20 protein-coding genes and 1 rRNA gene are annotated in these 25,573 nt (G+C 70.5%); 9 read left to right on the top strand and 12 right to left on the bottom strand.

The genetic code is table 11. The annotated features are described in order from the left end of the window. The first annotated feature begins 6 nt into the window (after positions 1–6). Positions 7–123, top strand: a 5S ribosomal RNA gene (rrf, locus tag EGT67_RS10760). Positions 124–465: 342 nt separating this feature from the next. Here rrf and EGT67_RS10755 read toward each other — a convergent pair. After that, the gene (locus EGT67_RS10755; RefSeq protein ID WP_127916049.1) at positions 466–2,067 is read right to left on the bottom strand and encodes an adenylate/guanylate cyclase domain-containing protein; all 1,602 of its coding nucleotides are present in this window, start codon (positions 2,065–2,067) and stop codon (positions 466–468) included. A 43-nt stretch (positions 2,068–2,110) separates the two neighbouring features. Here EGT67_RS10755 and nucS point away from each other — a divergent pair, with 43 nt between their 5' ends. Continuing rightward, positions 2,111–2,800 carry an endonuclease NucS gene (gene nucS / locus EGT67_RS10750; RefSeq protein WP_127916048.1) on the top strand — a complete coding sequence of 230 codons (690 nt, stop codon included), beginning with the start codon at positions 2,111–2,113 and terminating at the stop codon, positions 2,798–2,800. A 55-nt stretch (positions 2,801–2,855) separates the two neighbouring features. Continuing rightward, positions 2,856–3,176 (top strand): ATP/GTP-binding protein, encoded by a 321-nt coding sequence (locus tag EGT67_RS10745; RefSeq protein ID WP_127916047.1) that lies wholly within the window; start codon positions 2,856–2,858, stop codon positions 3,174–3,176. Here EGT67_RS10745 and EGT67_RS10740 read toward each other — a convergent pair. After that, positions 3,173–4,141, bottom strand: a complete 969-nt coding sequence (locus EGT67_RS10740; RefSeq protein WP_127916046.1) for a coiled-coil domain-containing protein — start codon at positions 4,139–4,141, stop codon at positions 3,173–3,175. The genes EGT67_RS10745 and EGT67_RS10740 overlap by 4 nt on opposite strands. Positions 4,142–4,240: 99 nt before the next feature. Further along, complete coding sequence (gene mce / locus EGT67_RS10735; protein WP_127916045.1) at positions 4,241–4,720, bottom strand: methylmalonyl-CoA epimerase; 480 nt, start codon at positions 4,718–4,720, stop codon at positions 4,241–4,243. Positions 4,721–4,811: 91 nt separating this feature from the next. Between mce and EGT67_RS10730 the strand changes: the two genes are divergently transcribed. From EGT67_RS10730 to EGT67_RS10720, 3 genes are all read left to right on the top strand, one after another. Further along, on the top strand, positions 4,812–6,002 hold the full coding sequence (locus tag EGT67_RS10730) for an acetyl-CoA C-acetyltransferase (protein WP_127916044.1): 1,191 nt from the start codon (positions 4,812–4,814) through the stop codon (positions 6,000–6,002). A 109-nt stretch (positions 6,003–6,111) separates the two neighbouring features. After that, entirely contained in the window at positions 6,112–6,483 is a 372-nt protein-coding gene (locus EGT67_RS10725) for a DUF3817 domain-containing protein (protein ID WP_127916043.1), read from the top strand. 107 nt (positions 6,484–6,590) lie between these two features. Beyond that, the gene (locus EGT67_RS10720; RefSeq protein WP_127916042.1) at positions 6,591–7,496 is read left to right on the top strand and encodes a tetratricopeptide repeat protein; all 906 of its coding nucleotides are present in this window, start codon (positions 6,591–6,593) and stop codon (positions 7,494–7,496) included. Positions 7,497–7,521: 25 nt separating this feature from the next. Here the strand turns inward: EGT67_RS10720 and EGT67_RS10715 are convergent, their stop codons facing one another. The 3 genes from EGT67_RS10715 to EGT67_RS10705 are packed head-to-tail and all read right to left on the bottom strand — an operon-like array spanning position 7,522 to position 13,206. Next, on the bottom strand, positions 7,522–8,964 hold the full coding sequence (locus tag EGT67_RS10715) for a neutral zinc metallopeptidase (RefSeq protein ID WP_127916078.1): 1,443 nt from the start codon (positions 8,962–8,964) through the stop codon (positions 7,522–7,524). Positions 8,965–9,004: 40 nt separating this feature from the next. Then, on the bottom strand, positions 9,005–11,200 hold the full coding sequence (gene glgB / locus EGT67_RS10710; RefSeq protein WP_127916041.1) for a 1,4-alpha-glucan branching protein GlgB: 2,196 nt from the start codon (positions 11,198–11,200) through the stop codon (positions 9,005–9,007). After that, positions 11,197–13,206 (bottom strand): maltotransferase domain-containing protein, encoded by a 2,010-nt coding sequence (locus EGT67_RS10705; RefSeq protein WP_127916040.1) that lies wholly within the window; start codon positions 13,204–13,206, stop codon positions 11,197–11,199. Before EGT67_RS10705 ends, glgB begins: the two co-directional genes overlap by 4 nt. A gap of 444 nt (positions 13,207–13,650) precedes the next feature. On the opposite strand from EGT67_RS10705, the gene glgP reads away from it, so the two are divergent. Both glgP and EGT67_RS10695 read left to right on the top strand, forming a co-directional pair. Continuing rightward, positions 13,651–16,251, top strand: a complete 2,601-nt coding sequence (gene glgP / locus EGT67_RS10700; protein ID WP_127916039.1) for an alpha-glucan family phosphorylase — start codon at positions 13,651–13,653, stop codon at positions 16,249–16,251. 172 nt (positions 16,252–16,423) lie between these two features. Next, the gene (locus tag EGT67_RS10695) at positions 16,424–17,074 is read left to right on the top strand and encodes a double zinc ribbon domain-containing protein (protein ID WP_164877527.1); all 651 of its coding nucleotides are present in this window, start codon (positions 16,424–16,426) and stop codon (positions 17,072–17,074) included. Positions 17,075–17,093: 19 nt separating this feature from the next. Here the strand turns inward: EGT67_RS10695 and gabT are convergent, their stop codons facing one another. The 6 genes from gabT to EGT67_RS10665 all read right to left on the bottom strand — a co-directional run bounded on the left by gabT (position 17,094) and on the right by EGT67_RS10665 (position 25,230). Further along, entirely contained in the window at positions 17,094–18,461 is a 1,368-nt protein-coding gene (gene gabT, locus EGT67_RS10690) for a 4-aminobutyrate--2-oxoglutarate transaminase (RefSeq protein WP_127916037.1), read from the bottom strand. A 19-nt stretch (positions 18,462–18,480) separates the two neighbouring features. After that, positions 18,481–20,130, bottom strand: coding sequence for an ABC transporter permease (locus tag EGT67_RS10685; RefSeq protein ID WP_127916036.1), 1,650 nt, complete (start codon positions 20,128–20,130; stop codon positions 18,481–18,483). Next, on the bottom strand, positions 20,127–21,047 hold the full coding sequence (locus tag EGT67_RS10680; protein WP_127916035.1) for an ABC transporter ATP-binding protein: 921 nt from the start codon (positions 21,045–21,047) through the stop codon (positions 20,127–20,129). The genes EGT67_RS10685 and EGT67_RS10680 overlap by 4 nt, the downstream gene beginning before the upstream one ends. A gap of 61 nt (positions 21,048–21,108) precedes the next feature. After that, positions 21,109–23,169 carry an ATP-dependent DNA helicase gene (locus EGT67_RS10675; protein WP_127916034.1) on the bottom strand — a complete coding sequence of 687 codons (2,061 nt, stop codon included), beginning with the start codon at positions 23,167–23,169 and terminating at the stop codon, positions 21,109–21,111. A 25-nt stretch (positions 23,170–23,194) separates the two neighbouring features. After that, positions 23,195–23,770 carry an isochorismatase family protein gene (locus EGT67_RS10670; RefSeq protein WP_127916033.1) on the bottom strand — a complete coding sequence of 192 codons (576 nt, stop codon included), beginning with the start codon at positions 23,768–23,770 and terminating at the stop codon, positions 23,195–23,197. Then, positions 23,770–25,230 (bottom strand): nicotinate phosphoribosyltransferase, encoded by a 1,461-nt coding sequence (locus tag EGT67_RS10665; protein WP_127916032.1) that lies wholly within the window; start codon positions 25,228–25,230, stop codon positions 23,770–23,772. Before EGT67_RS10665 ends, EGT67_RS10670 begins: the two co-directional genes overlap by 1 nt. Between EGT67_RS10665 and clpS the strand changes: the two genes are divergently transcribed. Then, the gene (gene clpS, locus EGT67_RS10660) at positions 25,229–25,570 is read left to right on the top strand and encodes an ATP-dependent Clp protease adapter ClpS (protein WP_127916031.1); all 342 of its coding nucleotides are present in this window, start codon (positions 25,229–25,231) and stop codon (positions 25,568–25,570) included. The two genes, EGT67_RS10665 and clpS, sit on opposite strands and share 2 nt — an antisense overlap. Positions 25,571–25,573: the final 3 nt, after the last annotated feature.

Genomic DNA, 25,573 nt, shown 5'->3' with positions numbered 1-25,573 from the left:
TAGAGTTACGGCGGCCATAGCGGAGGGGAAACGCCCGGTCCCATTCCGAACCCGGAAGCTAAGCCCTCCAGCGCCGATGGTACTGCACTCGACAGGGTGTGGGAGAGTAGGACACCGCCGAACATCCTTTCCCGAAGGCCCCCACCAATTTTTGGTGGGGGCCTTCGGCGTTTTCCGTATACGGTCACGCGACCCGTCGGCCGAGGCGGTGGGCGTGGTGCCGTGGCCGCGATCGGCGGGCCGATCGGGGGAGCACGGTCCGGGGCCCGGCCGGCCGAACCGTGCCGGGCGTCGGACTGGGGGGCAGAAGGCCCGCGGAGAACCGCACCCAGCCGACATCCGAGTACTCGAGATCGCGTCGATCGTGGAACCTCGCACGACGAACACCGCCACCACCCGGTCCCGAAGCAGGACCGGGTGCGGGCGCGGGCCGGGCGCCCTGGGACGCTGCGGACCGGCGCGGAATCAGTCGGCGGTGGGAATCGCGGGGGAGTGCTGATCGTGGCCGGGCCGTACCGGTCCGTCGACGGCGTGTGCGAGCCGGGTCGGTGTGGTTCGTCCACGAAGGACCACCAGGTCGCCGGCCTTCCACCGCTGGGCCTCGGCGGGATGCGCCGACTCGACCGTGACCGACGATGCGAGGAGCGCGTCAGGATCGGACTTGGCGAGCTCGGACAGCCGTGCTGCTTCGTTCACCGGATCGCCGATCACCGTGTACTCGAACCGTTCTCGCGCCCCGATATTGCCTGCTACCGCGGTGCCTGCGGCGACACCGATGGCGGCGCGGCATTCGGGCACCTCGACGGGTAGCCGGCGTCGGATCGCGCGGGCCGCGGCCAGTGCGCTCCCCGGTGCGTCGTCCAGATCGCGCGGTGCCCCGAAGATAGCCAGCGCGGCGTCGCCCTCGAACTTGTTCACGAAGCCGCCGTGGCGGTCGACCTCGTCGACGACCACGTCGAAGAATCGGTTGAGCAGATCGACCACCTCACCGGGAGGGCGTGTGGCGGCCAGCTCGGTCGATCCGACCAGATCGACGAAGAACACCGCGACCTCCCGCTCCTCGCCGCCGAGGGTGGGCGGGGAGACGAGTGCCGCCTCGGCGACATCGTGGCCGACGTGCCTCCCGAACAAGTCGCGGATGCGTTCGCGCTCGCGGAGGCCGTCGGCCATGCGGTTGAACCCGGACTGGAGTTCGCCGAGTTCCGTTCCGTCGTACACGACGATCGCGGTGTCGAGGTGCCCGTCCTCGATCCGGCTCATCCCGGCCTTGACCGATCGGATCGGCGCGACCGTGGCGCGGGCGTTCAAGAGGATCAGCAGCAGCCCGAAGAAGAGTGTGATGGTGCCGAGTCCGACGATCGCGACGACCAACTGGTTGGGGGTGCTGTCCTTGCTGAGGTAGGCGTAGGCCGCGACGATCATCAGGCCGGTGATCGGCACACCGGTGCCGAGGATCCACGCGAGCAGGGTGCGTCCGACGACGCCGCCGAGACGGACGTCGGGGCGCATGCCGGTCTCGAGGGCGCGGGCCGCCGCCGGCCGCAGGGCGAACTCGCTGAACACGTGGCTGAAGGCACAGATGGTGATTCCGCCGAAAGCGATGGTGAAGCCGATCTTCGGGAGCGTCTGCGGGTCGACCAAGCCGTAGGCGGTCGTCATGAACACCAGCGCGATCGTCCACTGCCCGATCTGCATCTTGGTCAGACGCCACGGCATCGTCAGTGCCGTCAGCCGGTCGTGTTCGGTGGGGGTGCGGTCCTGCACGATCCAGTGCAGGCTGTGCAGCGCCCGCCGAGTCCCCCGGATCGTCCCCACCAGCAGGGCGATCGCCAGGTACACGGGAACCACGACGAAGTTCAGGAACCGGAACTCGGGGTCGAGCATCTCGGGCCCGGGCACGACGAACGTCACGAGCACCGCAACCACCGCCGCGCCGATCAGATTGGCGCCCACCAGCGACGTGGTGAGGAGGGTCTGCACGCGGATGCGTCGGATACGTGGTGTCTCCGTGGGGGTTCCGAGCAGGCGGGAACCGAGGGGCTGGTCGGCGGATAGGCGCAGGTCCATGGTCGTTCGAGATTAGTCCGAATCCATCCACTAGGGTGGGCGAGTGCGTCTTGTCATTGCTCGTTGCCGTGTCGACTACGTCGGTCGACTGACCTCCCATCTGCCGATGGCACGTCGACTCCTCCTGATCAAGGCGGACGGATCGGTCAGCATCCACGCGGACGACCGCGCCTACAAACCGCTGAACTGGATGAGCCCGCCGTGCTGGCTGTCCGAAACCGCCGACGGCGAGAGCCCCGACGGCGCGGAGCAGCAGTTGTGGGTCGTCACGAACAAGGCTGGCGAGGAACTGCGGATCACCATCGAGGAGATCGAGCACGACTCGAGCCACGAGTTGGGGGTCGATCCGGGTCTGGTCAAGGACGGCGTCGAAGCGCACCTGCAGGAACTGCTGGCGGAGCACGTGGAGACGCTCGGCGAGGGATACACGCTGATCCGTCGGGAGTACATGACGGCGATCGGTCCGGTGGATCTGCTGTGCCGCAACGCCGACGGTGCGACGGTCGCGGTCGAGATCAAGCGGCGTGGCGAGATCGACGGCGTCGAGCAGCTCACCCGCTACCTCGAACTGCTCAACCGGGATCCGCTGCTCGCGCCCGTGACGGGTGTGTTCGCGGCCCAGCAGATCAAGCCGCAGGCGAAGACCCTCGCCACCGATCGCGGTATCCGGTGCCTGATCCTCGACTACGAGGCGCTGCGCGGCACCGAGAGCACCGAGTTCCGCCTGTTCTGACGTCCCGGCGCCGGCGACGAGGTCGTCGCCGGCGGTGCGGTCCTAGACTGGTGGAGTGCCGCGTCGTAACCAGTCCCGCAAGCCCGTCCGTCGTACCGAGACGGCAGTCAGCGGCAGCCTGTTCGGAAATGCCCTGGCCCGTGAGGAATCCGGCCCCGCCGGTTACGAGGGCGAGCGGTACATGGTCCGTCAGGTCCCGGGTGCCCGCGCGACCAAGACGTACCGCTGCCCGGGGTGCGACCAGGACGTGCGTCCCGGCGTCGCACACGTGGTGGCGTGGCCGTCCGACCCCGGTGGTGCCGACGATCGGCGTCACTGGCACACCGGGTGCTGGAGCGGGCGCCACACGCGCGGGCTGACGCGCCGCTGGTCCTAGTTCTTCGCCGGGGCGTTCGCGGGAACCTCTGCCTCGTTCGGCTGTGACGGGGACTTGTCGTCCTTGCCGGCCTGGCCCGCCGTGTTCGCCGCGCCGGCCTGGTCCGCGGTCTCCGCGTTGTCGAGCAACTCCGCTTCGCGGTTGACGGACGCGAGCATGGCGGGCACGGAATCGAGCTGACCGCGAATGCCGAGGAGCTGAGCCAGGATTCGGCTGCGCAGCACGCGCAGTTCCTCGGCGAGTTCCTTGGCGTGTGCGATCTTGCGCTCGGACTGTTCGGTGGCCACCCGGAGTCGACGCTGCGCCTCCTGGCTCGCCTCGGTGAGCCGGCGATGGGCATCGGCCTTGCTGGTGGCCTCGAGTTCCTCGATGGCCGCGACGACCTTGGCGCGACGCTCGGCCATGGTGATCTCGAAGTCCTGCTGCACCTGGGCGCGCTTGGCCTCGGCCTCGGCGGTCAGCCGGTCGCGCTCGGACTTGGCGGCCTCGACGATGCGCGACGCCTCGGCGCGCGCGGTGGCCATGGTCTGCTCGTGCTCGCGTTCGAGGGCGACACGGCGCGCCTCGAGTTCGGTGGTCTTCGATTCGTACTGCCGGCGGAGGCGCTGGCTGTCCTGCTCCGCCACCGAAACCATCTCGGCGGCATCGGCTTCGGCCTTCGCGCGGACCTCGGACGCCTCGTCGGAGGCGAGGCGGAGCATGCGGGAGATGCGCTCGCTCATGCCCTCCGCGGTGGTGGGCGGGACCGAGAGACGATCGACGTCGCGGCGCAGCTCGTCGATCTCGTCGCGTGCGTCCTCGAGCTGATTGGCCAGTTCGCGGGCCTGTGCCGCGGCCGCGTCCCGATCCGTCGCGGTGAGGCGGAACTCGGCGTCGAACCGGTCGAAATAGCGCCGAACCTCGTCCTTGTCGTACCCCTTGCGGACGATGGTGAACGGCATGCCGCGGTCTTGATCGTAGGCCATGCCTGCCAATCTACCGGCGGCAACAGCCGCTGCGCCTGCGGAGTGGGGCCGATGTCGTCACATCGACCCCACTCCGCGATGGCATCCGGGGAACCCGGGTCAGTGGCCGCCGTCGGCCGCCGGCTCGACGAGCTCGACGAGGACGCCGCCCGCATCCTTCGGGTGGATGAAGTTGATGCGCGAGTTCGCGGTGCCACGACGCGGTGCGTCGTAGAGCAGGCGGACGCCGTCGGCGCGGAGCTGCGCGCTGATCGCGTCGATGTCGGTCACGCGGTAGGCGAGCTGCTGCAGGCCCGGGCCGCTGCGGTCGATGAACTTCGCGATCGTGGAGTTCTCGTTCAGCGGGGCGAGCAGCTGGATTGCCGGGGCGCCGGCGGGCGAGCCGACGACCGAGAGCATCGCTTCGCGGACACCCTGCTCCTCGTTGACCTCCTCATGGGTGGAGACCATGCCGAGGTGCTGGGCGTACCACGCGATGGCCACGTCGAGATCCGGCACGGCGATGCCGACGTGATCGATCGCGGTCACGAGCTGCGAGGACAGTCCGCTCGTGGCGGGGCTGGGGGACGAAGATGTCATGTATCAGACGGTAGCGCTACGGTTTGAGGTGTTCGCGTCGGGCCAGGGCACAGACCGCTGGTTCGGACCAAGATCGACCGCTGGAGGAATCTTGACTACTTCTGTCATCGTTGCCGGGGCCCGGACCCCGGTCGGACGACTGCTCGGAACCCTGAAGGACCTTTCGGGCTCCGATCTCGGCGGTGTAGCGATCAAGGGCGCGCTGGAGAAGGCCGGCGTCGCACCCGAGCAGGTCGAGTACGTGATCATGGGCCAGGTCCTCACCGCCGGTGCCGGCCAGATGCCGGCCCGTCAGGCCGCGGTGGCCGCGGGCATCCCGATGAGCGTTCCCGCGCTCACGATCAACAAGGTGTGTCTGTCGGGTGTCGACGCGATCGCGCTGGCCGACCAGTTAATCCGTGCCGGCGAGTTCGACGTCGTCGTGGCCGGTGGCCAGGAGTCGATGTCGCGCGCGCCGCACATGCTCGAGAAGAGCCGCGAGGGCTTCAAGTACGGCGACGTCACGCTGCGTGACCACATGGCGTACGACGGCCTGCACGACATCTTCACCGATCAGCCGATGGGCAACCTCACCGAGTCCGAGAACAAGGACGCGCGGTTCGTCAGCCGGGAGGACCAGGATGCGTTCGCGGCCGCCTCGCACCAGAACGCGGCGCGCGCATGGAAGGACGGCCTGTTCGCCGACGAGGTCGTGCCGGTCACCATCCCTCAGCGCCGCGGTGAGCCCGTCGTCGTCAGCACCGACGAGGGCATCCGCGCCGACACCACCGTCGAGTCGCTGGCCAAGCTGCGCCCGGCGTTCGCCAAGGACGGTGCGATCACGGCCGGCACCGCGTCGCAGATCTCCGACGGCGCGGCCGCAGTGGTCGTGATGAGCAAGGCCAAGGCCGAGGCGCTGGGCCTCGAGTGGATCGCCGAGATCGGTGCACACGGCGTCGTCGCCGGGCCGGATTCGACGCTGCAGTCCCAGCCGTCCCGTGCGATCGCCCGCGCCTGCGAGCGCGAGGGTATCGACCCCAAGGATCTGGACCTGGTCGAGATCAACGAGGCGTTCGCCGCGGTCGGCATCGTGTCGACCCGCGAGCTGGGCATCGACCCGGCGAAGGTGAACGTCAACGGTGGCGCCATCGCGATCGGTCACCCGCTCGGCATGTCCGGTGCTCGCATCGCGCTGCACCTGGTGCTCGAGCTGCAGCGCCGCGGTGGCGGCGTCGGTGCCGCCGCGCTGTGCGGTGGCGGCGGGCAGGGTGACGCGCTGATCGTGCGGGTGCCGAAGAAGTAGCTCCGGGTAGTTTTCGGGTCGAACACGACCCTCCTACGACACCCCGTGGTCGGGACTGTGACGAGTCTCAACTACGGGGTGTCGTAGTCGTTCAGGCACAATGGCGCGCATGGCAAACATTCTCGACGTGTCCACCGCCGCGAAGCGGTTCCGCCTTGTGGCCCTGTGGGAGGCCGTGACCTGGGCAGCGCTGCTGGTCGCGATGTTCTTCAAGTGGGTTCTCGGATACGAAGAGGCCGTCAAGATCCCGGGCATGATCCACGGCATCGCCGGATTCATGCTCTACATCCTCGTCACCCTGCTCACCGCGCGCTCGCTGAAGTGGGACTTCAAGACGCTCGTCCTGGCCCTCGTCTCCAGCGTTCCGCCCTTCATGACCGTCTGGTTCGAGCGTCGGGCCGCCCGCAACGGGCAGCTCGGTGAACTGTCGGTGGGCGCGTCGGATCAGAGCGGCGAGCCCACACCCGCCTCGGCCCGCTAGTCGGGTCCCCGGGTGGCGGGCCGGAATGGCTGCCCGCCCGCCACTCGTGACACACTGAAACCGTGACTCGACCCGGTTCTCGTCCGTCCCCTGCAATCGCTGCGGCCATGTCCGGAGCCGTGGATCTCTCCGGCCTCAAGGACCGTGCCGCGCAGCCCCCGAGTGCCCCCGCCGGCCCGCCGTCGGACGGCTCAGCCCCCGTCGGCGCCACCGGTCTGGCGCCGGTCGTCGACGTCACCGAGGCGACCTTCCAGTCCGAGGTGCTCGAGCGGTCCATGCAGGTCCTCGTCGTCGTCGACCTGTGGGCGACGTGGTGCGGGCCGTGCAAGCAGCTCTCGCCGGTGCTCGAGAAGCTCGCCCACCAGGGCGGCGGCAACTGGGTCCTCGCCAAGATCGACGTCGACGCCAACCCCGGCATCGCGCAGGCGTTCGGCGTCCAGTCGGTGCCGACCGTGGTCGCCATCGCCGGCGGGCGCCCGCTCGCGGACTTCGCCGGCGCCCAGCCGGAGCCGCAGCTGCGCGAGTGGATCGCCGCGCTGCAGGAGGCCGTCGCGGGCAAGCTGTCCGGGCCGCCGACGGGTGCCGAGCCGGAGCCCGAGCAGGAGGACCCGCGGTTCGTCGCGGCCGAGAACGCCCTGGAGGAGGGCGACTTCGAGGGCGCCGAGGCCGCCTACAACCTCATCCTCAACTCCGAGCCCGGCAACGCGCAGGCGCAGGCCGCGCTCCGGCAGGTCAAGTTCCTGGCCCGGGTGCAGGGCCTGCCCGCCGACGCGATCGAGACCGCCGACGCCCAGCCCGACGCGATCGACGCGCAGTTCGCGGCCGCGGACGCGGAACTGTACACCCAGCGCCCCGACGCGGCGTTCGACCGCCTGGTCGCGCTCGTGCGTCGTACCGCGGGAGACGACCGGACCCGGGTGCGCACGCGTGTCCTCGAGCTGTTCGAGCTGTTCGATCCCGCCGATCCGATCGTGGTCGCCGCGCGGCGCAAGCTCGCCTCCGCCCTGTACTGACCTGCGCTACTGACCTGCGCTCAGGTCATCGGTAGCGGCCGTCGCACGCCTTCTGCCCGCCGAGCACACCGGTGCGGAAGGCGTCGACGCGCGAGAACCCGCTGGGGACGGTGTTGCCGTCCACGTCGCTCGCCGCCAGACCGTCGGACAGCAGCCCCGAGATGGCCTCGTCGAGATCGCCGGCGGAGAGCCACACCCGGCGGGTGCCGTCGGTCGTCCGGGAGTTGTCCGGGCTCAGCGCAGCGGTGACCGCCCCCGACAGGCATGCCGCCCGCAGTGCGGCCTGCGGGCCGGACAGCGACATCCCGGCCTGCTGCTGCACCGCCAGGGTGTAGCGCGACGCCAGCAGGACGTAGGCGCTGTAGTCCCCGGTGACATCGACGCTGACGATCCCCGCGCCGTCCCCGGCACTCGGTCGTCCGCGCTCGGCGAGGGCGGGCAGGTCGACGCCGATCGTGTTGGTGGCCGGGCAGAACGCGACCGGTTCCGTCGCGTCGGCGTCCGGACATCCGCGGTCGACGCGGGCGAGGTCGAGGGTGGGTGGGTCGGCGAGCGCGAAGACGGTGCCGAACGAGTCGAAGATCGCGGTCACCGACTCGCGCGTGACGGGGAGTTCGCCGTCGTCGCTGCGGCTGTCGAAGCGCTGCGGCAGATCGGCGCGGCGGGACGTGATCTCGTCGGCGTCGATTCGCGTGCACGCGGCCGGTCCGTCGGTGAACCCGATCTGAACCGCCGTGACCCGTTCGAACGCCGAACCGTGGATCGCATCGGGATCGTTGGGGTCGGTGTCGCGCACCGACACGGTGGCGGCGAGGACCGAATTGAGGCCGTCCGACGTGTTGAGCGTGAAGTGCGCGGCGTCGTTCTCGGCGACGTGGCGGACGAACGCCCCCGCGAAGCAGTCCGCCTGCTGCTCGAACACGATTCCCGGATCGTCCTCGCCGACCAGGCCGGCCTTCTGCTGGATCGCGTGCCCGTACTCGTGGGCGAGCACCATGACCACGGACATGGGGCCGAACGCGTCGACCAGGCCCGGCAGCAGGTAGGTGCGATCCCAGCCGATCACGTCCTGCTTGGTGCAGTACGCGGCGTTGACGAGATCGTCGGTGTCGATGCCGCAGAAGCGCGGCCCGCCGGTGTCGTCGGGGTCCCACGACACGAGTTCGCCGACCGGGTGGAACGTGCCCCGGAAGATCGCCGGGTACTGCGCAGTCCAGTACTCCTCGATGTCGGCGATCGCGTTGGCGGCCAGGGTGTCGATCGCGCCGCGATCGGTGCCGACCACGGCCCGCGTGCTGTCGGGGACGCCGGCGCGCGGTCCGCTCGGCCCGCCCTTCGCGGGCAGCCCGGCGACCGTGAACGGATCGTCGTAGATCGAGACAGCGCGACCGTCGGTCGTCGACGAACAGGCGGTGGCGGCGACCGTGATCAGCGCGAGGGTCGCGAACAACGCGCGGGTGCGTGGCAGCCGTCGCCTCACCGGTCGAGCCCAGTCACCGAGTGCCCCCTCACCGTTCCAACCTCATCCAGATCGCCGCGCTCGCCGGCAGTGTCACCTCCGCCGAGGCGGGACGCCCGTGCCAGGGATGTTCGATCGCGGTCACCGCGCCGAAGTTGCCGATCCCCGACCCGCAGAAGTCCCGCGCGTCGGTATTGAGAATCTCAGACCATGTGCCGGGTTCTGGCAAGCCCACCCGGTAATTCGAATGCGCGGATCCGGAGAAGTTGAACAGGCAGGCCACGATGGAGCCGTCGCTGCCGTAGCGCAGGAAGCTGAGCACGTTGTTCTCGGTGTCGTTGGCATCGATCCACGAGTAGCCGCCGGGCGAGGTGTCGAGCGTCCACAGGGCGGGGGTGGACCGGTAGGCGGCGTTGAGGTCGCACACCAGTTGCTGGATGCCGCGGTGCAGGTCGCCGGTGGCCGGATCCTCCAGTTCGCGCCAGTCCAGGCCGTGTTCCTCCGACCACTCGCTGCCCTGGCCGAACTCTTGACCCATGAAGAGCAACTGCTTGCCGGGGTGGGCCCACATGTAGGCGAGGAGCGCGCGGACACCGGCGGCCTTCACATGGTCGTCACCGGGCATCCGGGACCACAGCGTGCCCTTACCGTGGACCACCTCGTCGTGGCTGATCGGGAGCAGATAGGTCTCGCTCCACGCGTACATCAGGGAGAAGGTGATCTCGTTGTGGTGGAAGCTGCGGTGGATCGGATCGCGTCGCAGATACCCGATCGTGTCGTGCATCCAGCCCATGTTCCACTTCATCGTGAACCCGAGACCGCCGACGTTGGTGTTGCGAGTGACCCCGGGCCACGCCGTCGACTCCTCGGCGATCGTGACGACGCCGCGGTGGAGCTTGTGCACCGTCGCGTTCATCTCCTGCAGGAAGGCCACCGCCTCGAGGTTCTCCCGGCCGCCGTGCACGTTCGGTGTCCACTGGCCCGACGGCCGCGAGTAGTCGAGGTAGAGCATCGACGCGACGGCGTCCACACGCAGGCCGTCGACGTGGAACTCGTCGAACCAGAACAGGGCGTTCGCGACCAGGAAGTTGCGTACTTCCCGCCGGCCGAAATCGAACACGTAGGTGCCCCAGTCGAGTTGCTCCCCGCGCTGCGGATCGGCGTGCTCGTACAACGGGGTGCCGTCGAATCGGGCCAGCGCCCACTCGTCCTTCGGGAAGTGCGCGGGCACCCAGTCGACGATCACGCCGATGCCGGCCCGGTGTAGGCGGTCGACGAAGGCGCGGAAGTCGTCGGGGGTGCCGAACCGCGCGGTGGGCGCGTAGTACGACGTCACCTGGTAGCCCCAGGACCCGCCGTACGGATGCTCGGCCACCGGCAGCAGTTCGACGTGCGTGAAACCCGACTCGATGATGTACCGGCTCAGTTCGTCGGCGAGTTCGGTGTAGCTCAGGCCGGGGCGCCACGATCCGAGATGCACCTCGTAGACGCTCATCGGTTCACGGCTGGGTTCGAGACCGGCTCGGGCCGTCATCCATTCGTCGTCGCTCCACCGGTGCGTCGACTGCGTGACCACCGACGCGTTGGCGGGTGGGACCTCGGTGGCGAACGCCATCGGGTCGGCCTTGTCGCGGACGGAGCCGTCCCGGCCGTGGACGCGGAACTTGTACATCTCGCCGACGCCGACGTCCGGGACGAACACCTCCCACACGCCGGTGCTCCCGAGCACCCGCAGCGGGAACGTGCGCCCGCCCCACAGGTCGAACTCGCCCAGCACGCTCACCCCGCGCGCGGCGGGCGCCCACACCGCGAACGACGTCCCGTGCACGACGCCGTCCGGCGTCTCGTACGTGCGCGGGTGCGCGCCGAGGATGTCCCACAGCCGCTCGTGCCGGCCCTCGCCGAACAGGTGCAGGTCGAGTTCGCCGAGGGTGGGCAGGAAGCGGTAGCCGTCCGCGGTGACGACGACGTGGTCGCCCGGATACGTCACGACGAGGCGGTAGTCGGCCAGGTCCCGGACCGGGAGCAGGGCACTGAAGACGTCGTGCGCGACCCGGTGCAGCGGATGGTCCCGGCCGCCGATCCGGACGGACACCGACTCGGCGCCCGGACGCAGCGCCCGCACCACCGTGCCGTCGGGCCGGGCGTGCGCGCCGAGCACCGCGTGCGGGTCGTGGTGGGTGCCCTGTGCCAGCAGCGTCAGGTCGTGCGGGTCGGGCGGGCACACCGTGGCCGGGGACGTCACGGGTTGTGCTGCCGGTCGGCGAGGCGTCGTCGGGCCTCGAGCGGGACGGGCGGGAGCGCGAGGATGTGCGCGCACGCGCGCCACGGCTCGAGTCGGACGAAGTTGTGCTGGCCCCACTCGTACTGTTCGCCGCTGACCCGGTCGTGGACCGACAGGTGGTCGTGCCAGTCCCGGCCGATCGCGGGCATGTCGAGGGAGACGAATCCCTGCTGCGCCCCGAAGGGGTCGAGGTTGACGACGGTCAGCACGGCGTCGCCGGTGACCGGGTCGATCTTCGAGTACGCGATGAGGGCGTCGTTGTCGATGTGGTGGAAGTGCAGGTTCCTCAGTTGCTGCAGGGCCGGGTGGGCGCGGCGGATCCGGTTGAGGGTCGCGAGCCACGGTTCGAGCGATTCGCCTCGGGAGCGGGCCCCGGCGTAGTCGCGCGGACGCAACTGGTACTTCTCCGAGTCCAGGTACTCCTCGCTGCCCGGGCGCACGGCGACGTGCTCGAACAGTTCGTACCCCGAGTACACGCCCCACGTGGGCGAGAGCGTCGCCGCGAGCGCGGCCCGCAGCGCGAACATGCCGGGTCCGCCGTGCTGGAGGCTCTCGTGCAGGATGTCCGGCGTGTTGACGAACAGGTTCGGTCGGGCCTCGTCGGCCTTGGCCGCGATCTCGTTGCCGAACTCGGTGAGCTCCCACTTGTTCACCCGCCACGTGAAGTACGTGTACGACTGCGTGAATCCGCGCTTGGCGAGCCCGTAGAGGCGGGCCGGGCGGGTGAACGCCTCCGACAGGAACAGCACGTCCGGGTCGGTGCGCTTCACCTCCGCGATCAGCCACTCCCACAGGTCCGGCGGCTTGGTGTGCGGGTTGTCGACCCGGAAGATCTTGACGCCCAGCCGAACCCAGTGCCGCACCACGCGAAGCACCTCGGTGTACACCCCGGACGGGTCGAGGTCGAAGTTGACGGGGTAGATGTCCTGGTACTTCTTGGGCGGGTTCTCCGCGAACGCGATGGTGCCGTCCGGGAGTTGAGTGAACCACTCGGGGTGCTCACGCGCCCAGGGGTGGTCGGGTGCGCACTGCAGCGCGAGGTCCAGCGCCACTTCGAGTCCCAGGCGGGCGGCGTCCGCGACGAACGCCTCGAAATCGGCCGCGGTGCCCAGTCGGGGATGGATCGCGTCGTGGCCACCGTCGGCCGACCCGATCGCCCACGGCGAGCCGACGTCGTCCGGGCCGGCCGTCAGGGAGTTGTTGGGGCCCTTGCGGTTCACCTCGCCGATCGGATGGACCGGGGGCAGGTACACGACGTCGAAGCCCATCGCGGCGATCCGGGGTAGATCCTCCGCGGACGTCGCGAACGTCCCGTGCCGCGGGGCGCCGTGCTCGTCCCAGCCGCCGGTCGAGCGCGGGAAGAACTCGTACCACGAGCCGAACAGGGCGCGCCGGCGGTCTACGACCACCTCGTGCGCGCGCGACGACGTCACGAGTTCGCGCAGTGGCCGGGTCCGCAGCGCCTCCGCCACCTCCGCCGAGAAGGAGGGTGCCACGCGAACCGGCAGTTGCCGCTCCGACCGCAGTGCCGCCGCGACCGCGAGGAGACGAGTGCGGTCCGAGGATTCCGCGCCGTCGGCCGCGCGCTCGAACAGGCGGGCACCCATCTCGAGGTCGTTCGCGAGTTCCGCCGGCCCCTGCCCGACGGCCAGTTTCGCCTCGACCGCGCTCCGCCACGTCTGGATCGGATCGCCCCAGGCCTCGATCCGATACGTCCACACACCGACGCTGGTCGGGGTGAAGGTCGCGTGGAACGTGTCGAGTAGAGGCCCGGGATGCATGGGAATCCACAGCGACTCGGCGGGGCCCGCAGGTCCCTCGACCACCAGCGTCGCGGCCACCGCCTCGTGGCCCTCGCGCCACACTGTCGCGGAAACGGGGAACACCTCGCCGACCGCGGCCTTGGCCGGGAAGCGGCCCCCGTCGATCGAGGGCAGCACGTCGTCGATGGCGAGGCGACCTGTCACACGTACTCCGTTCGGTCTCTGAGCGTCCCGATGGGCTGTCCGTCCCGGGGACGGTGCTGGATCAACCGTAGTTCAGTGGGTCTCGTGGTGTCGGGATCGAGAGGGTCGAAATCGGCGAGGCGTTCTTCACGGCGCGTTCACGCACGGCAACCGGGACGCAATCCGTGGCGCCTACCGTTCACTGGGTACTGCTCGAACGCTTCGCACGAAGCCGGATCGAAAGGACACAGCAGGGAGGGGTCGACGGATTGCCCGACCTCATCGGGGGACCGCCGTATCTGCTGCCAGGGGGATGCCACAGCAGGCGGTCCACCGTTAAGGAAAGCAGTCACGCGCCCTCCGGTTCGGTTTCCGCCTTCGACCGAACCGGAGGGCGCCGTCGCGTTCGCATCGACCTGGCTGCTCGACGCGTCGTCAGCGTCGAATGTGGGTAGTCTTCGCGGCGTGAAAGCCCTGCGTCGGTTCACCGTCCGAGCCCATCTGCCCGAGCGCCTCGCGGCACTGGGACCGTTGTCGACAAATCTGCGCTGGTCCTGGCATCCGCCGACGCAGGACCTGTTCGCGTCGATCGACCCCGAGTTGTGGACGGCGGTGCGCCACGACCCGGTCCGCATGCTCGGCGAGGTCGATCCGTACCGGCTCGACGACCTCGCGGTCGACCCGGTCTTCCTGTCCGATCTGGACCGCGCCGCCGCGGATCTGGACGACTACCTGACCCGTCCGCGCTGGTATCAGGACCAGCTCGACCGGGGCGCCGAACTCGCGACAGGCATCGCGTACTTCTCGATGGAGTTCGGCGTCACCGAGGTGCTCCCGAACTACTCCGGCGGCCTCGGCATCCTCGCCGGCGACCACCTCAAGGCCGCCTCGGACCTGGGCCTGCCGCTGATCGGCGTCGGGCTGCTGTACCGCTCGGGCTACTTCCGGCAGTCGCTGACCGCGGACGGCTGGCAGGCCGAGCACTACCCGGCGCACGACCCGCAGGGCTTGCCGCTGCGACTGCTCACCGAGACGTCCGGCGACGGCGGTGCGGGTGCCCCGGTCCTGGTGCACGTCGCGATGCCCGGTGGCCGGGTGCTGCGGGCGCGGGTGTGGATCGCGCAGGTGGGACGGGTGCCGCTGCTGCTGCTCGACTCCGACATCGCGGAGAACGATCCCGAACTGCGGGCGGTCACCGACCGGCTGTACGGCGGCGACCAGGACCACCGCATCAAGCAGGAGATCCTCGCCGGTGTCGGCGGCGTCCGGGCAGTGCGCGCCTACACCCGTGCGCACGGGCTCGCGGACCCCGAGGTGTTCCACATGAACGAGGGCCACGCCGGCTTCCTCGGCCTCGAGCGCATCCGGGAGTTGATCACCGGCTCCGGTCTGGACTTCGACGCCGCGCTCGCGGCGGTGCGCGCCGGCACCGTGTTCACCACCCACACCCCGGTGCCGGCGGGCATCGACCGGTTCCCGGCCGACCTGGTGCGCCGCTACTTCGGCGGCAGCGAGGGTGAGCGCGACTCGACGCTGCTGCCCGGCCTGGCGGTCGACCGCATCCTCGGGCTCGGTGCCGAGAACGACCCGGGCGTGTTCAACATGGCGCACATGGGCCTGCGTCTGGGGCAGCGCGCCAACGGCGTCTCCCGGCTGCACGGCGAGGTGAGCCGGGAGATGTTCGAGTCGCTGTGGCCGGGCTTCGACGCCGCGGAGGTGCCGATCGGGTCGGTCACCAACGGCGTGCATGCCCCGACGTGGGCGGCTCGCGAGTGGATGGACCTCGCGCGGCGCCTGGTCGGACCCGACATGCTCGAGGAGGCCCGTGGCTGGGAGCGGCTGCGGGAGATCGACCCGGCCGAGCTGTGGTCCACGCGGAACACACTACGGGCGCAGTTGGTGGACGAGGTGCGCCGCCGGGTTCGGGCGTCGTGGCTCGAACGCGGCGCCACGGAGGCCGAACTCGGTTGGACCGCCGAGGTGTTCGACCCGAGCGTGCTGACCGTCGGATTCGCGCGCCGCGTCCCGACGTACAAGCGGCTGACCCTGATGCTGCGCGACCCGGAGCGGCTGAAGGCCCTGCTGCTCGACGACGAGCGCCCGGTGCAGTTGGTGGTCGCCGGCAAGAGCCATCCGGCCGACGAGGGCGGCAAGGCACTCATCCAGCAGGTGGTGCGGTTCGCCGACCAGCACGACGTCCGGCACCGCATCGTGTTCCTGCCCGACTACGACATCTCGATGGCCCGCTACCTGTACTGGGGCTGCGACGTGTGGCTCAACAACCCGCTGCGGCCGCTCGAGGCGTGCGGGACGTCGGGCATGAAGTCGGCGCTCAACGGCGGACTCAACCTCTCCATCCGCGACGGGTGGTGGGACGAGATGTTCGACGGCGAGAACGGCTGGGCCATTCCCACCGCGGACGGTGTCGCCGACGAGGTCCGCCGCGACGACCTCGAGGCCACCGCGATGTACGAACTGCTCGAGCGGTCGGTGCTGCCCCGGTTCTACGACCGTGACGAGCGCGACCTGCCGGCCCGCTGGATCGAGATGGTGCGGCACACCCTGCAGAGCCTCGGGCCGAAGGTGCTGGCGTCGCGCATGGTGCGCGACTACGCCGTCGAGTACTACGCCCCGGCCGCGCTCGCGTCCCGGAACGCGCTGCCCGACAACTTCTCCGGCGCCCGAGAGGTGGCCGAGTACCGGCGGCGCGTGGAGTCCGCGTGGCCGGGCGTGCAGGTGGCGCAGGTCGACAGCGCCGGGCTGCCCGACAACCCCGAGATCGGCGCCGACCTGTCGCTGCGGGCGTTCGTGCGACTCGGCGGACTGTCGCCGGAGGACGTCGTCGTGCAGGCCGTGCTGGGCCGGGTCGGTCCGGACGAGGACCTCACCGACGTGACGACGGTGCCGATGGCGCACACCGGGACCGACGGCCTCGGTGAGGTGTTCGAGGCGGTCACGCCGCTGCCGGTGTCCGGGTCGGTGGGCTACACGGTGCGGGTGCTGCCGCACCACCGGCTGCTCGCCACCGACGCGGAACTGGGGCTCGTCGCGGCGCCGTACGTCTAGGAGATCTCCGCCCGGGAAATCGAGCGGTCCCCGCGCGCCGCCACTGGCCCCGAACGGACGGCTCGTTGCGTACCCCCGCGAATTGCGATAGGAATCTCGGGACGGACTGGCCGGTATGTCCCGCCTTCTGTGCACCACTAATGCCCTCAGCAGCAAAGGAACTGATCGCGCCATGGCCGGACCGGTGGCCTTCACGAGCTACTACTCCGACGAGTCGAACGACGACGGATTCCAGTGGAAGTTCTCCTGCGACCGTTGCCGTACCGAGTACCGCTCCTCGTACCAGCAGAACGTGTTCTCCCGTGGGCGGGGCGCGCTGCGGGTGCTGCGTGACCTTTTCGGTGACCGCATCGGCGTGCTCGACAAGGCCTCGTCCGCCGCGGAAAACTACTCGCACACCTGGGGCGGTTCGGCGTCGCGGACCAAGGACAAGGCCTTCGCCGGCGCCGTGGAGGAGGTCGAGCAGGACTTCCGGTTGTGCGGTGGCTGCGGATCGTGGGTGTGTGCCCGCATCTGCTGGAACGAGCAGGTGGGGCAGTGCACGCACTGCTCACCGATGGTGGCGCACCAGATCGCCCACGCGCAGGCCGATGCCCGCGGGGAACAGATCCGAGACGCGGCCCGCAATGTGGACTGGACGAAGCAGTACGACGTTGCGGCACCGGCCCGCGTGGCCTGCCCCACGTGCGGCGCGAACACCAACGGCGGCCGGTTCTGCTCCACGTGCGGCGCGTCGTTCGATCTGCGCTCCGACTGCAGCGCCTGCGGCCACGCTGTGGAGGCGGGGGTGGCCTTCTGCTCGAACTGCGGTCGGCCGCAGTAGGTTCTGTCCGCGCCGCGGTTCACGTCCCCCTCGACCCCTGGTCGTGGATCGTCTCCGCGAGTACGTCCAGCCCTTCCCTGAGCAGGGCATCCGGGATCACCAGCGGCGGCAGCAGCCGGATGACGTTGCCGTAGGTGCCGCACGTGAGCACCACGACACCGCGCTCGAGGGCCTGTGCCGCAATCCGTTTGGTGGCCTCCGGGTTCGGTTCGCGGGTGCCGGGGCGGACGAACTCGAGCGCGAGCATGGCGCCGCGGCCACGGACCTCGCCGACGATGTCGACGTCGTCGGCGAGGGCCTGGAGGCGGGGCCGGGCCACCTCCTCGATGTGCCGGGCCCGGCCGCACAGGTCGAGGTCGCGCATCTGGTCGAGTGTCGCGAGCGCGGCGGCGCACGCGACCGGGTTGCCGCCGTAGGTGCCGCCGAGACCGCCGGCGTGCACCTCGTCGATCAGGTCGGCGCGCCCGACCACCGCCGACAGCGGCATCCCCGACGCGATGCCCTTCGCGAGCGTCATCAGGTCCGGGACGACGCCCTCGTGCTCGCAGGCGAACCACGAACCGGTGCGGGCGAATCCGGTCTGCACCTCGTCGGCCACGAACACGATCCCGTGGGTGTGCGCCCACGCCGCCAGTGTCGGCACGAATCCCGGTGCCGGCACGATGAATCCGCCCTCGCCCTGGATCGGCTCGAGCACGATCGCCGCGATGCGTCGGGCGCCGATCTGCTTGTCCATCAGGTCGATCGCCCGTCGCGCCGCCTGCTCGCCGGTCACCGCGGTGCCGTCCGGGTTGGGGGCCTCGCGGAACCGATACGACATCGGCATCCGGTAGACCTCGGGGACGAACGGGCCGAAACCGTCCTTGTACGGCAGGTTCTTCGCCGTCAAGGCCATCGTGAGGTTGGTGCGCCCGTGGTACGCGTGATCGAACGCGACCACGGCGTCGCGGCCGGTGGCGTGGCGGGCGATCTTGACCGCGTTCTCGACGGCCTCGGCGCCGCTGTTGAACAGCACCGCCCGCTTCTCGTGCGTGCCCGGGGCGAGCGCGACCAGACGCTCGGCGACCGCCACGTACTCCTCGTACGGGGTAACCATGAAACACGTGTGCGTGAACCGGGCCGCCTGCTCCCGCACCGCCGCGGCCACCGCCGCGTTCGACGCCCCGGTCCCGGTCACCGCGATGCCCGAGCCGAAGTCGATCAGCGAGTTGCCGTCCACGTCGACGATCACGCCACCGTCCGCGTCCGCCGCGTACACCGGGACCGTGGACGCCACGCACGCGCCGACCGCCGCCCGTCGACGCACCGTCAGCTCCGACGACCGTGGGCCGGGCAGCGACGTCCGCAGTCGGAGTTCCTGGGGGAGTCGGTATTCGATGTCGGGCACGGCAACCTCCCGGGCGTGGTCAGGACTGGATGTCGCGGCGGCGGAAGCCGACCAGGGCCAGCGCGTACAGCGCGGCCGCGATGAGAATCAGCACGATCAACGGCACCACGTCGAACTCGTCGGCCGGCAGGTTCGGCGTGAAGTGGAACGGCGACGCCCACCCGGTCCAGTCCGGCAGCACCTCGAGGAACATCCCGATCACCAGCGCGTAGCCGAGGTACACCCACACCACCGCCAGCAGTCGCGGGAACCAGGCGTACACCGCGGCGGTCAGCGCGATCACCGTCAGCGTCGCCGGCAGGAAGTTCGCGGCCGAGCCGACGAGCCGGCCGAACATCGACCCGTCGTGCAGCGTCGCGGCCGCGGTGACTCCCATCGCGGCCCCGGCGGCCAGCACGATCAGGGACGTCGCCACACTGATCACCGCCAGTTGCGCACCGAGCCACCGCCACCGTGACACCGGTGTCGCGAGCACGTCCTCGGCGCGTCCGGACGTCTCCTCGTTGCGGGCCGACTGGACCGCGGTCATCGCGTACATGCACGCCATGATCGCCAGGAACACCAGGTAGAGCGCGAACGCGCCCTGCGCGGCATTGCCTTCGCCGCCCGGCAGCAGCCCGGCCAGGCGCGGGTCCTGATCGACGAACTCGGCCACCTGCCGGCCCAGCGCGCCGATCGGGAACGCGAGGGCGGCGACGCCGATGCCCCACGCGACGATCTGGTTGCGCTGCATGCGCACCGTCAGCGCCGTGATCCCGGTCAGCGCGCCGCTCGCACGCGGCCGCCCGCCGCGCGGTGCCACCAGGCCGGCGCCGACGTCGCGCCGACCCACCACCAGGTACGCCAGCACGACCCCGACGACCACCGCCGCGAGTCCGAGCAGCAGCGGCCACCACCGCTCGTCGACGTAGGCGCGCGTGGACTGCGCCCAGCCGATGGGCGACAGCCAGGACCACACGCTGCCGTCCTCCTTCGCCCGGACGTCACCGATCGCGCGCAACAGGTACGCGACGGCGACCGCGACCAGCCCCAATCCGCTTGCGGTGCGGGCATGCTCGGTGACCTGCGAGAACAGCGCCGACGTCGCGCCGAACGCGAGACCCACCATGAACACGCCCGCGGCGAGGTTCCACGACCCCAGCGCGGGCAGGCCGACCGCGGTCAACCCGAGGCCCAGGAGCAACCCGATCAGCAGATTCGCCAGCAGCACCACCGCCAGCCCCGACGTGATCGGCGCGAAGCGTCCGACGACGCCCGAGCGGAGCATCTCCGCGCGCCCGGTCTCCTCCTCGGTGCGCAGATGCAGCGTCACGAGCAGCACCGACATGACCGCGACGGCGATCATCGTCATGCCCGCGATCTCGTTGGCGACCATCGCGCCGAGCGTGTAGTCCGACAGCCCGTACCCCGGGCCCGCGAGCGCCGTCGCGGCGGGTGATTCGATCAGCGCGGCGCGGGCCTGCCGGGACTCGGGGGTGGGGTAGAGGGTCCGGTAGCTCGACGCCAACAGCACCGTCGAGCCGGCGACCGCGATCACCCATGCGGGCAGGCGGATCCGATCGACCCGCAGCGCCAGCCGGGTGAGCGTCCACGTCCCGGCGAGCGGATCCGTGGTGGACGCGTCCGCGGGCCGCGTGGCCTGCGTGGTTGCCGCGACCTGCGTCGTCATCGCCGCTCGATGCCCAGCGAATCGAACTCGTCGCTGTACTCGCGCAGGAACAGGTCCTCGAGCGTCGGCGGGTGGGCCGTGATCGTCACGACGCCGAGGCCGGCGAGCGTGGACATCACCGAGTCGACGCGTTCGGAGTCGACGTCGAACGTCACGCTGTTGTCCTGGTCGTCGAGGGCCTGCAGGTTGTGCACCCCGGGGGCGGACCCGAGCCCGTCCGGGGACTCCCGGGTGGTGGCCGTGACGGTGGTACGGGTCAGGTGCCGCAGTTCGGTCAGCGTCCCGCTCTGCACCGTCCGCCCGGCGCGGATGATCGTCACCACCCCGCACAGCGACTCCACCTCGGCGAGGATGTGGCTCGACAGCAGGATCGTGCGCCCGTCCCGCGCCGCCTCGCCGATGCACTGCTGGAACACGGCCTCCATCAGCGGGTCCAGGCCCGACGTCGGCTCGTCGAGGATCAGCAGTTGCGCGTCGGCCGCCAACGCCGCGATGAGCGCCACCTTCTGCCGGTTGCCCTTCGAGTACGTGCGGCCCTTGCGCGTGGGGTCGAGTTCGAACCGTTCCATCAACTCCTGGCGGCGCTTGTCGTCGAGGCCGCCGCGCAGCCGACCGAACAGGTCGATGGCCTCGCCGCCGGTGAGATTGGGCCACAGGTTCACGTCGCCCGGCACGTACGCGAGGTGCCGGTGCAGGCTCACCGCGTCGCGCCACGGGTCGGCGCCCAGGACCGTCACGTCACCGCCGTCGGCGCGCAGCAGGCCCAGCAGCACACGGATGGTGGTGGACTTGCCGGAACCGTTGGGACCGAGGAAGCCGTGGACCTCGCCTGGACCGACCTCGAGGTCGAGACCGTCGAGAGCATGGACGTCGCCGAAACGTTTGGCGAGTCCGCGAACCGAGATCACCGGGTCCATCGCCCGAGCATAGGACGAACCCGCGCCGCCGACCGGGGTTTCCCGGACGCGCCCGGCGTGTTCAGGAACGCGGGCGCGAGGACGCGATCCGCGCGAGTGCCTGCCGCACCACCTTCGGATCGGCCGTCTCCCAGAACGGGGGCAGCGACGCGCGGAGGTAGCCGCCGTACCGGGCCGTGGCCAGCCGCGAGTCGAGCACCGCGACCACGCCCTTGTCGTCGGTGCTGCGCAGCAGGCGACCCACGCCCTGCGCGAGCAACAGTGCCGCGTGGTTCGCGGCCACCGAGAGGAAGCCGTTGCCGCCGCGGGACTCCACCGCCTGCTGGCGCGCCACCAGCAGCGGGTCGTCGGGGCGCGGGAACGGGATGCGGTCGAGGATCACCAGGCTCAGCGAGGGGCCGGGCACGTCGACGCCCTGCCACAGCGACAGCGTGCCGAACAGTGTCGTCGGCTCGTCCTCGGCGAACCTCTTCACCAGCGTGCCGGTCGCGTCGTCGCCCTGGCACAGCACGGGCACGTCGAGACGGTCACGCATCGCCTCGGCCGCCGCCTTCGCGGCCCGCATCGACGAGAACAACCCGAGCGTGCGCCCACCGGCCGCGGTCACCAGTTCCTCGATCTCGTCGAGGAACACCGGCGACAGGCCGTCGCGCCCCGGCGGCGGCAGGTGTCGGGCGATGTACATGATCCCGGACTTGGCGTGGTCGAACGGCGAACCCACGTCGAGCGAGTTCCAGTGCAGCGCACCGGCATCGGAGGGCGCCTCCTTGCCGATCGCGGTCGCGGTGTCGCTGCGCGACGGCGACTCCGGCGGCAGGCCCCAGTTCACCGCGAGGCCGTCGAACGAGCCGCCGACCGTGAGCGTCGCCGACGTCAACACCACCGTCGACTCGGCGAACAGGCTCGCGCGGAGCAACCCACCGACCGACAGCGGGGCCATCCGCACGACCCGGCGGACGTTGCCCCGGTTCTCCTCGACCGACAGCCAGACGACGTCCTTGCGCTTCGCGGGATCGGGTTCGTCGAACGCGGTGAGCACCCGGACGGCGCTGTCGTGCACCTCGTCGATCGCCGACAGGGCGGCGTTGCGTGCCGCCGCGGCCTCCGGGTCGGCGGCCGCCATGCCGGGCTTGGACGGCCCGATCGCGGTGCGCACGTTCCACGCAGCGTCGCGGATCGCGGCCAGCGCCAACGGGACACCGTCGGGCAGCGCGTCCCAGCGCTCGCCGGGCAGTTGCTCGAGCAGTTCCGCCCAGCCCTCGGCGGCGGCCTCGAGACGGTCGACGTCCTGCTCCTCGACGAGCTTGACGCACCGGCGGGCCGCGGCGCTGATCGCCGACGCCGCCAGTTCCGCGGTCGCGACACCGGTGACCCGGTCGACGAGTTCGTGGGCCTCGTCGATCACGACGACGTCGTGCTCGGGCAGCACCGCGATCCCGGAGATCGCGTCGATCGCGAGCATCGCGTGATTGGTGACCACCACGTCCACCTGCGCGGCCTCGGCGCGGGCGCGTTCGGCGAAGCAGTCCTCGCCGACGGGGCACCGGGACTTGCCGAGGCACTCGCGGGCGCTGACGCTCACCTGCCGCCACGCCTGGTCGGTGACGCCGGGCACGAGATCGTCGCGGTCGCCGGTCTCGGTGTCCGACGACCACTTCGTCAGCCGCTGCACCTCCCGGCCGAGCCGGGAGATCGCGAACGCGTCGAACAGTTCCGCCTCCGGCGGATCGTCCTGCGCCATCCCGGTGTGAATCTTGTTCATGCACAGGTAGTTGCCACGGCCCTTGAGGATCGCGAACTGCGGACGGCGCCCCAGCGCGGGGGCGAGCGCGTCGGCGAGGCGCGGCATGTCCCGGTCGACGAGCTGGCGCTGCAGCGCGATCGTGGCGGTCGAGACGACGACTGTGCGCCCGGATTCGACCGCGTGCCGCACGCTGGGCACGAGGTACGCGAGGGACTTGCCGGTGCCGGTGCCTGCCTGCACCGCGAGGTGCTCGCCGGTATCGATCGAGTGCGCGACGGCGGACGCCATCGTCAGCTGGTTGTGGCGTTCCTTGCCGCCGAGGGAGCGGACCGCGAGCTTGAGGAGGTCGGGGACGTTCGGGAGCTCACGGTCGGGCACCGGAACAGGGTACTGCCCGCCACCGTCAGGTGGGCTCGGCGACCTGTCCGACCAGTTCGACGCCCGCGTCGCCGAGGGCGGTCAGGGCGGTGGCGACGCTGTCGGGGGAGACGCCGGCGGTGTAGGAGAGCAGCACCCGGGTGCGGAATCCCTCGGTCGCCGCGTCCAGTGCCGTCGCGCGCACGCAGTGATCGGTCGCGATGCCGACCACGTCCACGGCGTCGACGTCGTGGCGGCGCAGCCAGTCGGCGAGCGATTCGCCCCGCGGCGACACGCCCTCGAAGCCCGAGTAGGCGGCGCTGTACGCGCCCTTCGAGAACACCTCCTCGATGGGCGCGGTCTCGAGCGCCGGATGGAACTCGGCCCCCGGCGTCCCGGCCACGCAGTGCGGCGGCCACGTGTCGACGAAGTTCGGGTGGTCGGAGAAGTGCGGGCCGGGATCGACGTGATGATCGCGCGTCGCGACGATCGCGGCGTATCCCCGGCCGGAGAAGAGGTCGTTGACGTCGGCCGCGACGGTCGCGCCGCCCGCGACGGCGAGCGAGCCGCCCTCGCAGAAGTCGTTCTGGACGTCGACGACGATCAAGGCGCATCCGGCCACTACCGCCACCCCTCTCCGGTGATCATCGGCTCGACCACGGTCTCCCCGGTCGGCTCGGCCGTCGCGGCGAAACGGGTCGGCACGGCCGGGTCGCCATGGGAGAGCTTGAGCCCCTCCCACGGCAGGCTCACGAGATTGCGGGCCAGCAGCGCGCGGGCGTCCTCGAGCGACGGCAGGTCGTCGGCGATCTCGCCGCCCCGGACCAGCGGGATCAGCAACTCGCGCGACTCGAAGTCGCCGGGATCGGGCGCCGGTGCGCCGGCGCGGTACAGGACCTCCTCGACGGCGGTGCCCGACGCCCGGCTCAGCCGCACCGCGCGCTTGGTGCCCCCGCGGGACTGCTTGTGGGCGCTGCGCTTCTCGACCGGGACCCCGTCGACCTCGACGAGCTTGTAGACCATCCCCGCGGTCGGCGCGCCCGACCCCGTCACCAGCGACGTCCCGACGCCGTACGAGTCGACCGGTTCGGCGCGCAGCGCGGCGATCGAGTACTCGTCCAGATCGCCCGACACGACGATCTTGGTGCCGGTCGCGCCGAGGCCGTCCAACTGGTCGCGGACCTGCCGCGCGAGCACGCCCAGGTCGCCCGAGTCGATGCGCACGCCGCCCAACCCGGTACCGGCCGCGGCGACGGCGTTCTTGACGCCCTGCGTGATGTCGTAGGTGTCCACCAGCAGTGTCGTACCGGCCCCGAGCGCGGCGACCTGCGCCCGGAAGGCGGCCTCCTCGTTCGCGCCCCCGTCGGTGGTGTGCAGCAACGTGAACGCGTGCGCGCTGGTACCCGCCCCCGGGATGCCGTGCCGGCGCACCGCCTCGAGATTCGACGTCGCGTCGAACCCGGCGAGGTACGCCGCCCGGGCGCACGCGACCGCGGACTCCTCGTGCGCGCGCCGCGACCCCATCTCGATCATCCGACGGCCGTCGGAGGCACTGACCATGCGTGCCGCCGCCGATGCGATCGCGCTGTCGTGGTTGAGGATCGACAACGTCAGGGTTTCGAGTAGGACACATTCGGCGAACGTGCCGCGGACCGACAGGATCGGCGACCCGGGGAAGTAGAGCTCGCCCTCGCGGTAGCCGTCGATGTCACCGGAGAAGCGGAAGTCGCGCAGCCAGTCGACGGTCTTCGCGTCGAGGAACCGCGAGACGATCTCGAGTTCGGGTTCGCCGAACCGGAAGCGCGCCAAGGCATCCGGGATCCGGCCCATGCCCCCGACGACGCCGTAGCGCCGGCCGTCGGGCAGGCGCCGGGCGAAGACCTCGAAGCTGCACGCGCGGTCGGCAGAGCCGTCGGCGAGGGCCGCCTCGACCATCGTCAACTCGTACTGGTCGGTGAACAGCGCGGTACTCGGACGGTCTCCGGCGCTCTGTGCAGAAACGGTTGCCACGCGCCCAACTTTACGATTCAGCCGCTGGGCGCGGGTGTCGAGTTCGGAGCCCACGCCGTACCCTGGACCCATGGCGCAGTGCTCCACAGTGATTCCCCCGACCGCGGTTCCGGTCGGCAAGATGCCCGCCGCGGCGCCCCAGGAGGCGGAGATCGAGCAGACGACCGAGGCGCTGGACCGGCCTTGGGTCACCGTGGTCTGGGATGATCCCGTCAACCTCATGCACTACGTGACGTACATCTTCCAGAAGCTGTTCGGCTACAGCAAAGCCAAGGCCACGGACCTGATGATGCAGGTCCACAAGGAAGGCAAGGCGGTCGTCTCGAGTGGCTCGCGCGACAAGGTCGAGAACGACGTGCGCAAACTGCACGCCGCCGGCCTGTGGGCCACGATGCAACGTGACAGCAGCTAGGCG

The organism is Prescottella agglutinans (genome assembly GCF_004011865.1).
Lineage (GTDB): Bacteria > Actinomycetota > Actinomycetes > Mycobacteriales > Mycobacteriaceae > Prescottella > Prescottella agglutinans.
Note: the sequence above shows the minus strand (reverse complement) of the source record. Positions and strands in the feature narration are given on the sequence as shown.

Bases quoted from the DNA above. Each gene is read 5' to 3' on its own strand.
- EGT67_RS10680 (WP_127916035.1), bottom strand. From the start codon at position 21,047: ATGGACCCGGTGATCTCGGTTCGCGGACTCGCCAAACGTTTCGGCGAC.
- EGT67_RS10685 (WP_127916036.1), bottom strand. From the start codon at position 20,130: ATGACGACGCAGGTCGCGGCAACCACGCAGGCCACGCGGCCCGCGGAC.
- EGT67_RS10725 (WP_127916043.1), top strand. From the start codon at position 6,112: ATGGCAAACATTCTCGACGTGTCCACCGCCGCGAAGCGGTTCCGCCTT.
- mce (WP_127916045.1), bottom strand. From the start codon at position 4,720: ATGACATCTTCGTCCCCCAGCCCCGCCACGAGCGGACTGTCCTCGCAG.
- EGT67_RS10665 (WP_127916032.1), bottom strand. From the start codon at position 25,230: ATGGGTCCAGGGTACGGCGTGGGCTCCGAACTCGACACCCGCGCCCAG.
- EGT67_RS10720 (WP_127916042.1), top strand. From the start codon at position 6,591: ATGTCCGGAGCCGTGGATCTCTCCGGCCTCAAGGACCGTGCCGCGCAG.
- EGT67_RS10695 (WP_164877527.1), top strand. From the start codon at position 16,424: ATGGCCGGACCGGTGGCCTTCACGAGCTACTACTCCGACGAGTCGAAC.
- clpS (WP_127916031.1), top strand. From the start codon at position 25,229: ATGGCGCAGTGCTCCACAGTGATTCCCCCGACCGCGGTTCCGGTCGGC.
- EGT67_RS10740 (WP_127916046.1), bottom strand. From the start codon at position 4,141: ATGGCCTACGATCAAGACCGCGGCATGCCGTTCACCATCGTCCGCAAG.
- EGT67_RS10755 (WP_127916049.1), bottom strand. From the start codon at position 2,067: ATGGACCTGCGCCTATCCGCCGACCAGCCCCTCGGTTCCCGCCTGCTC.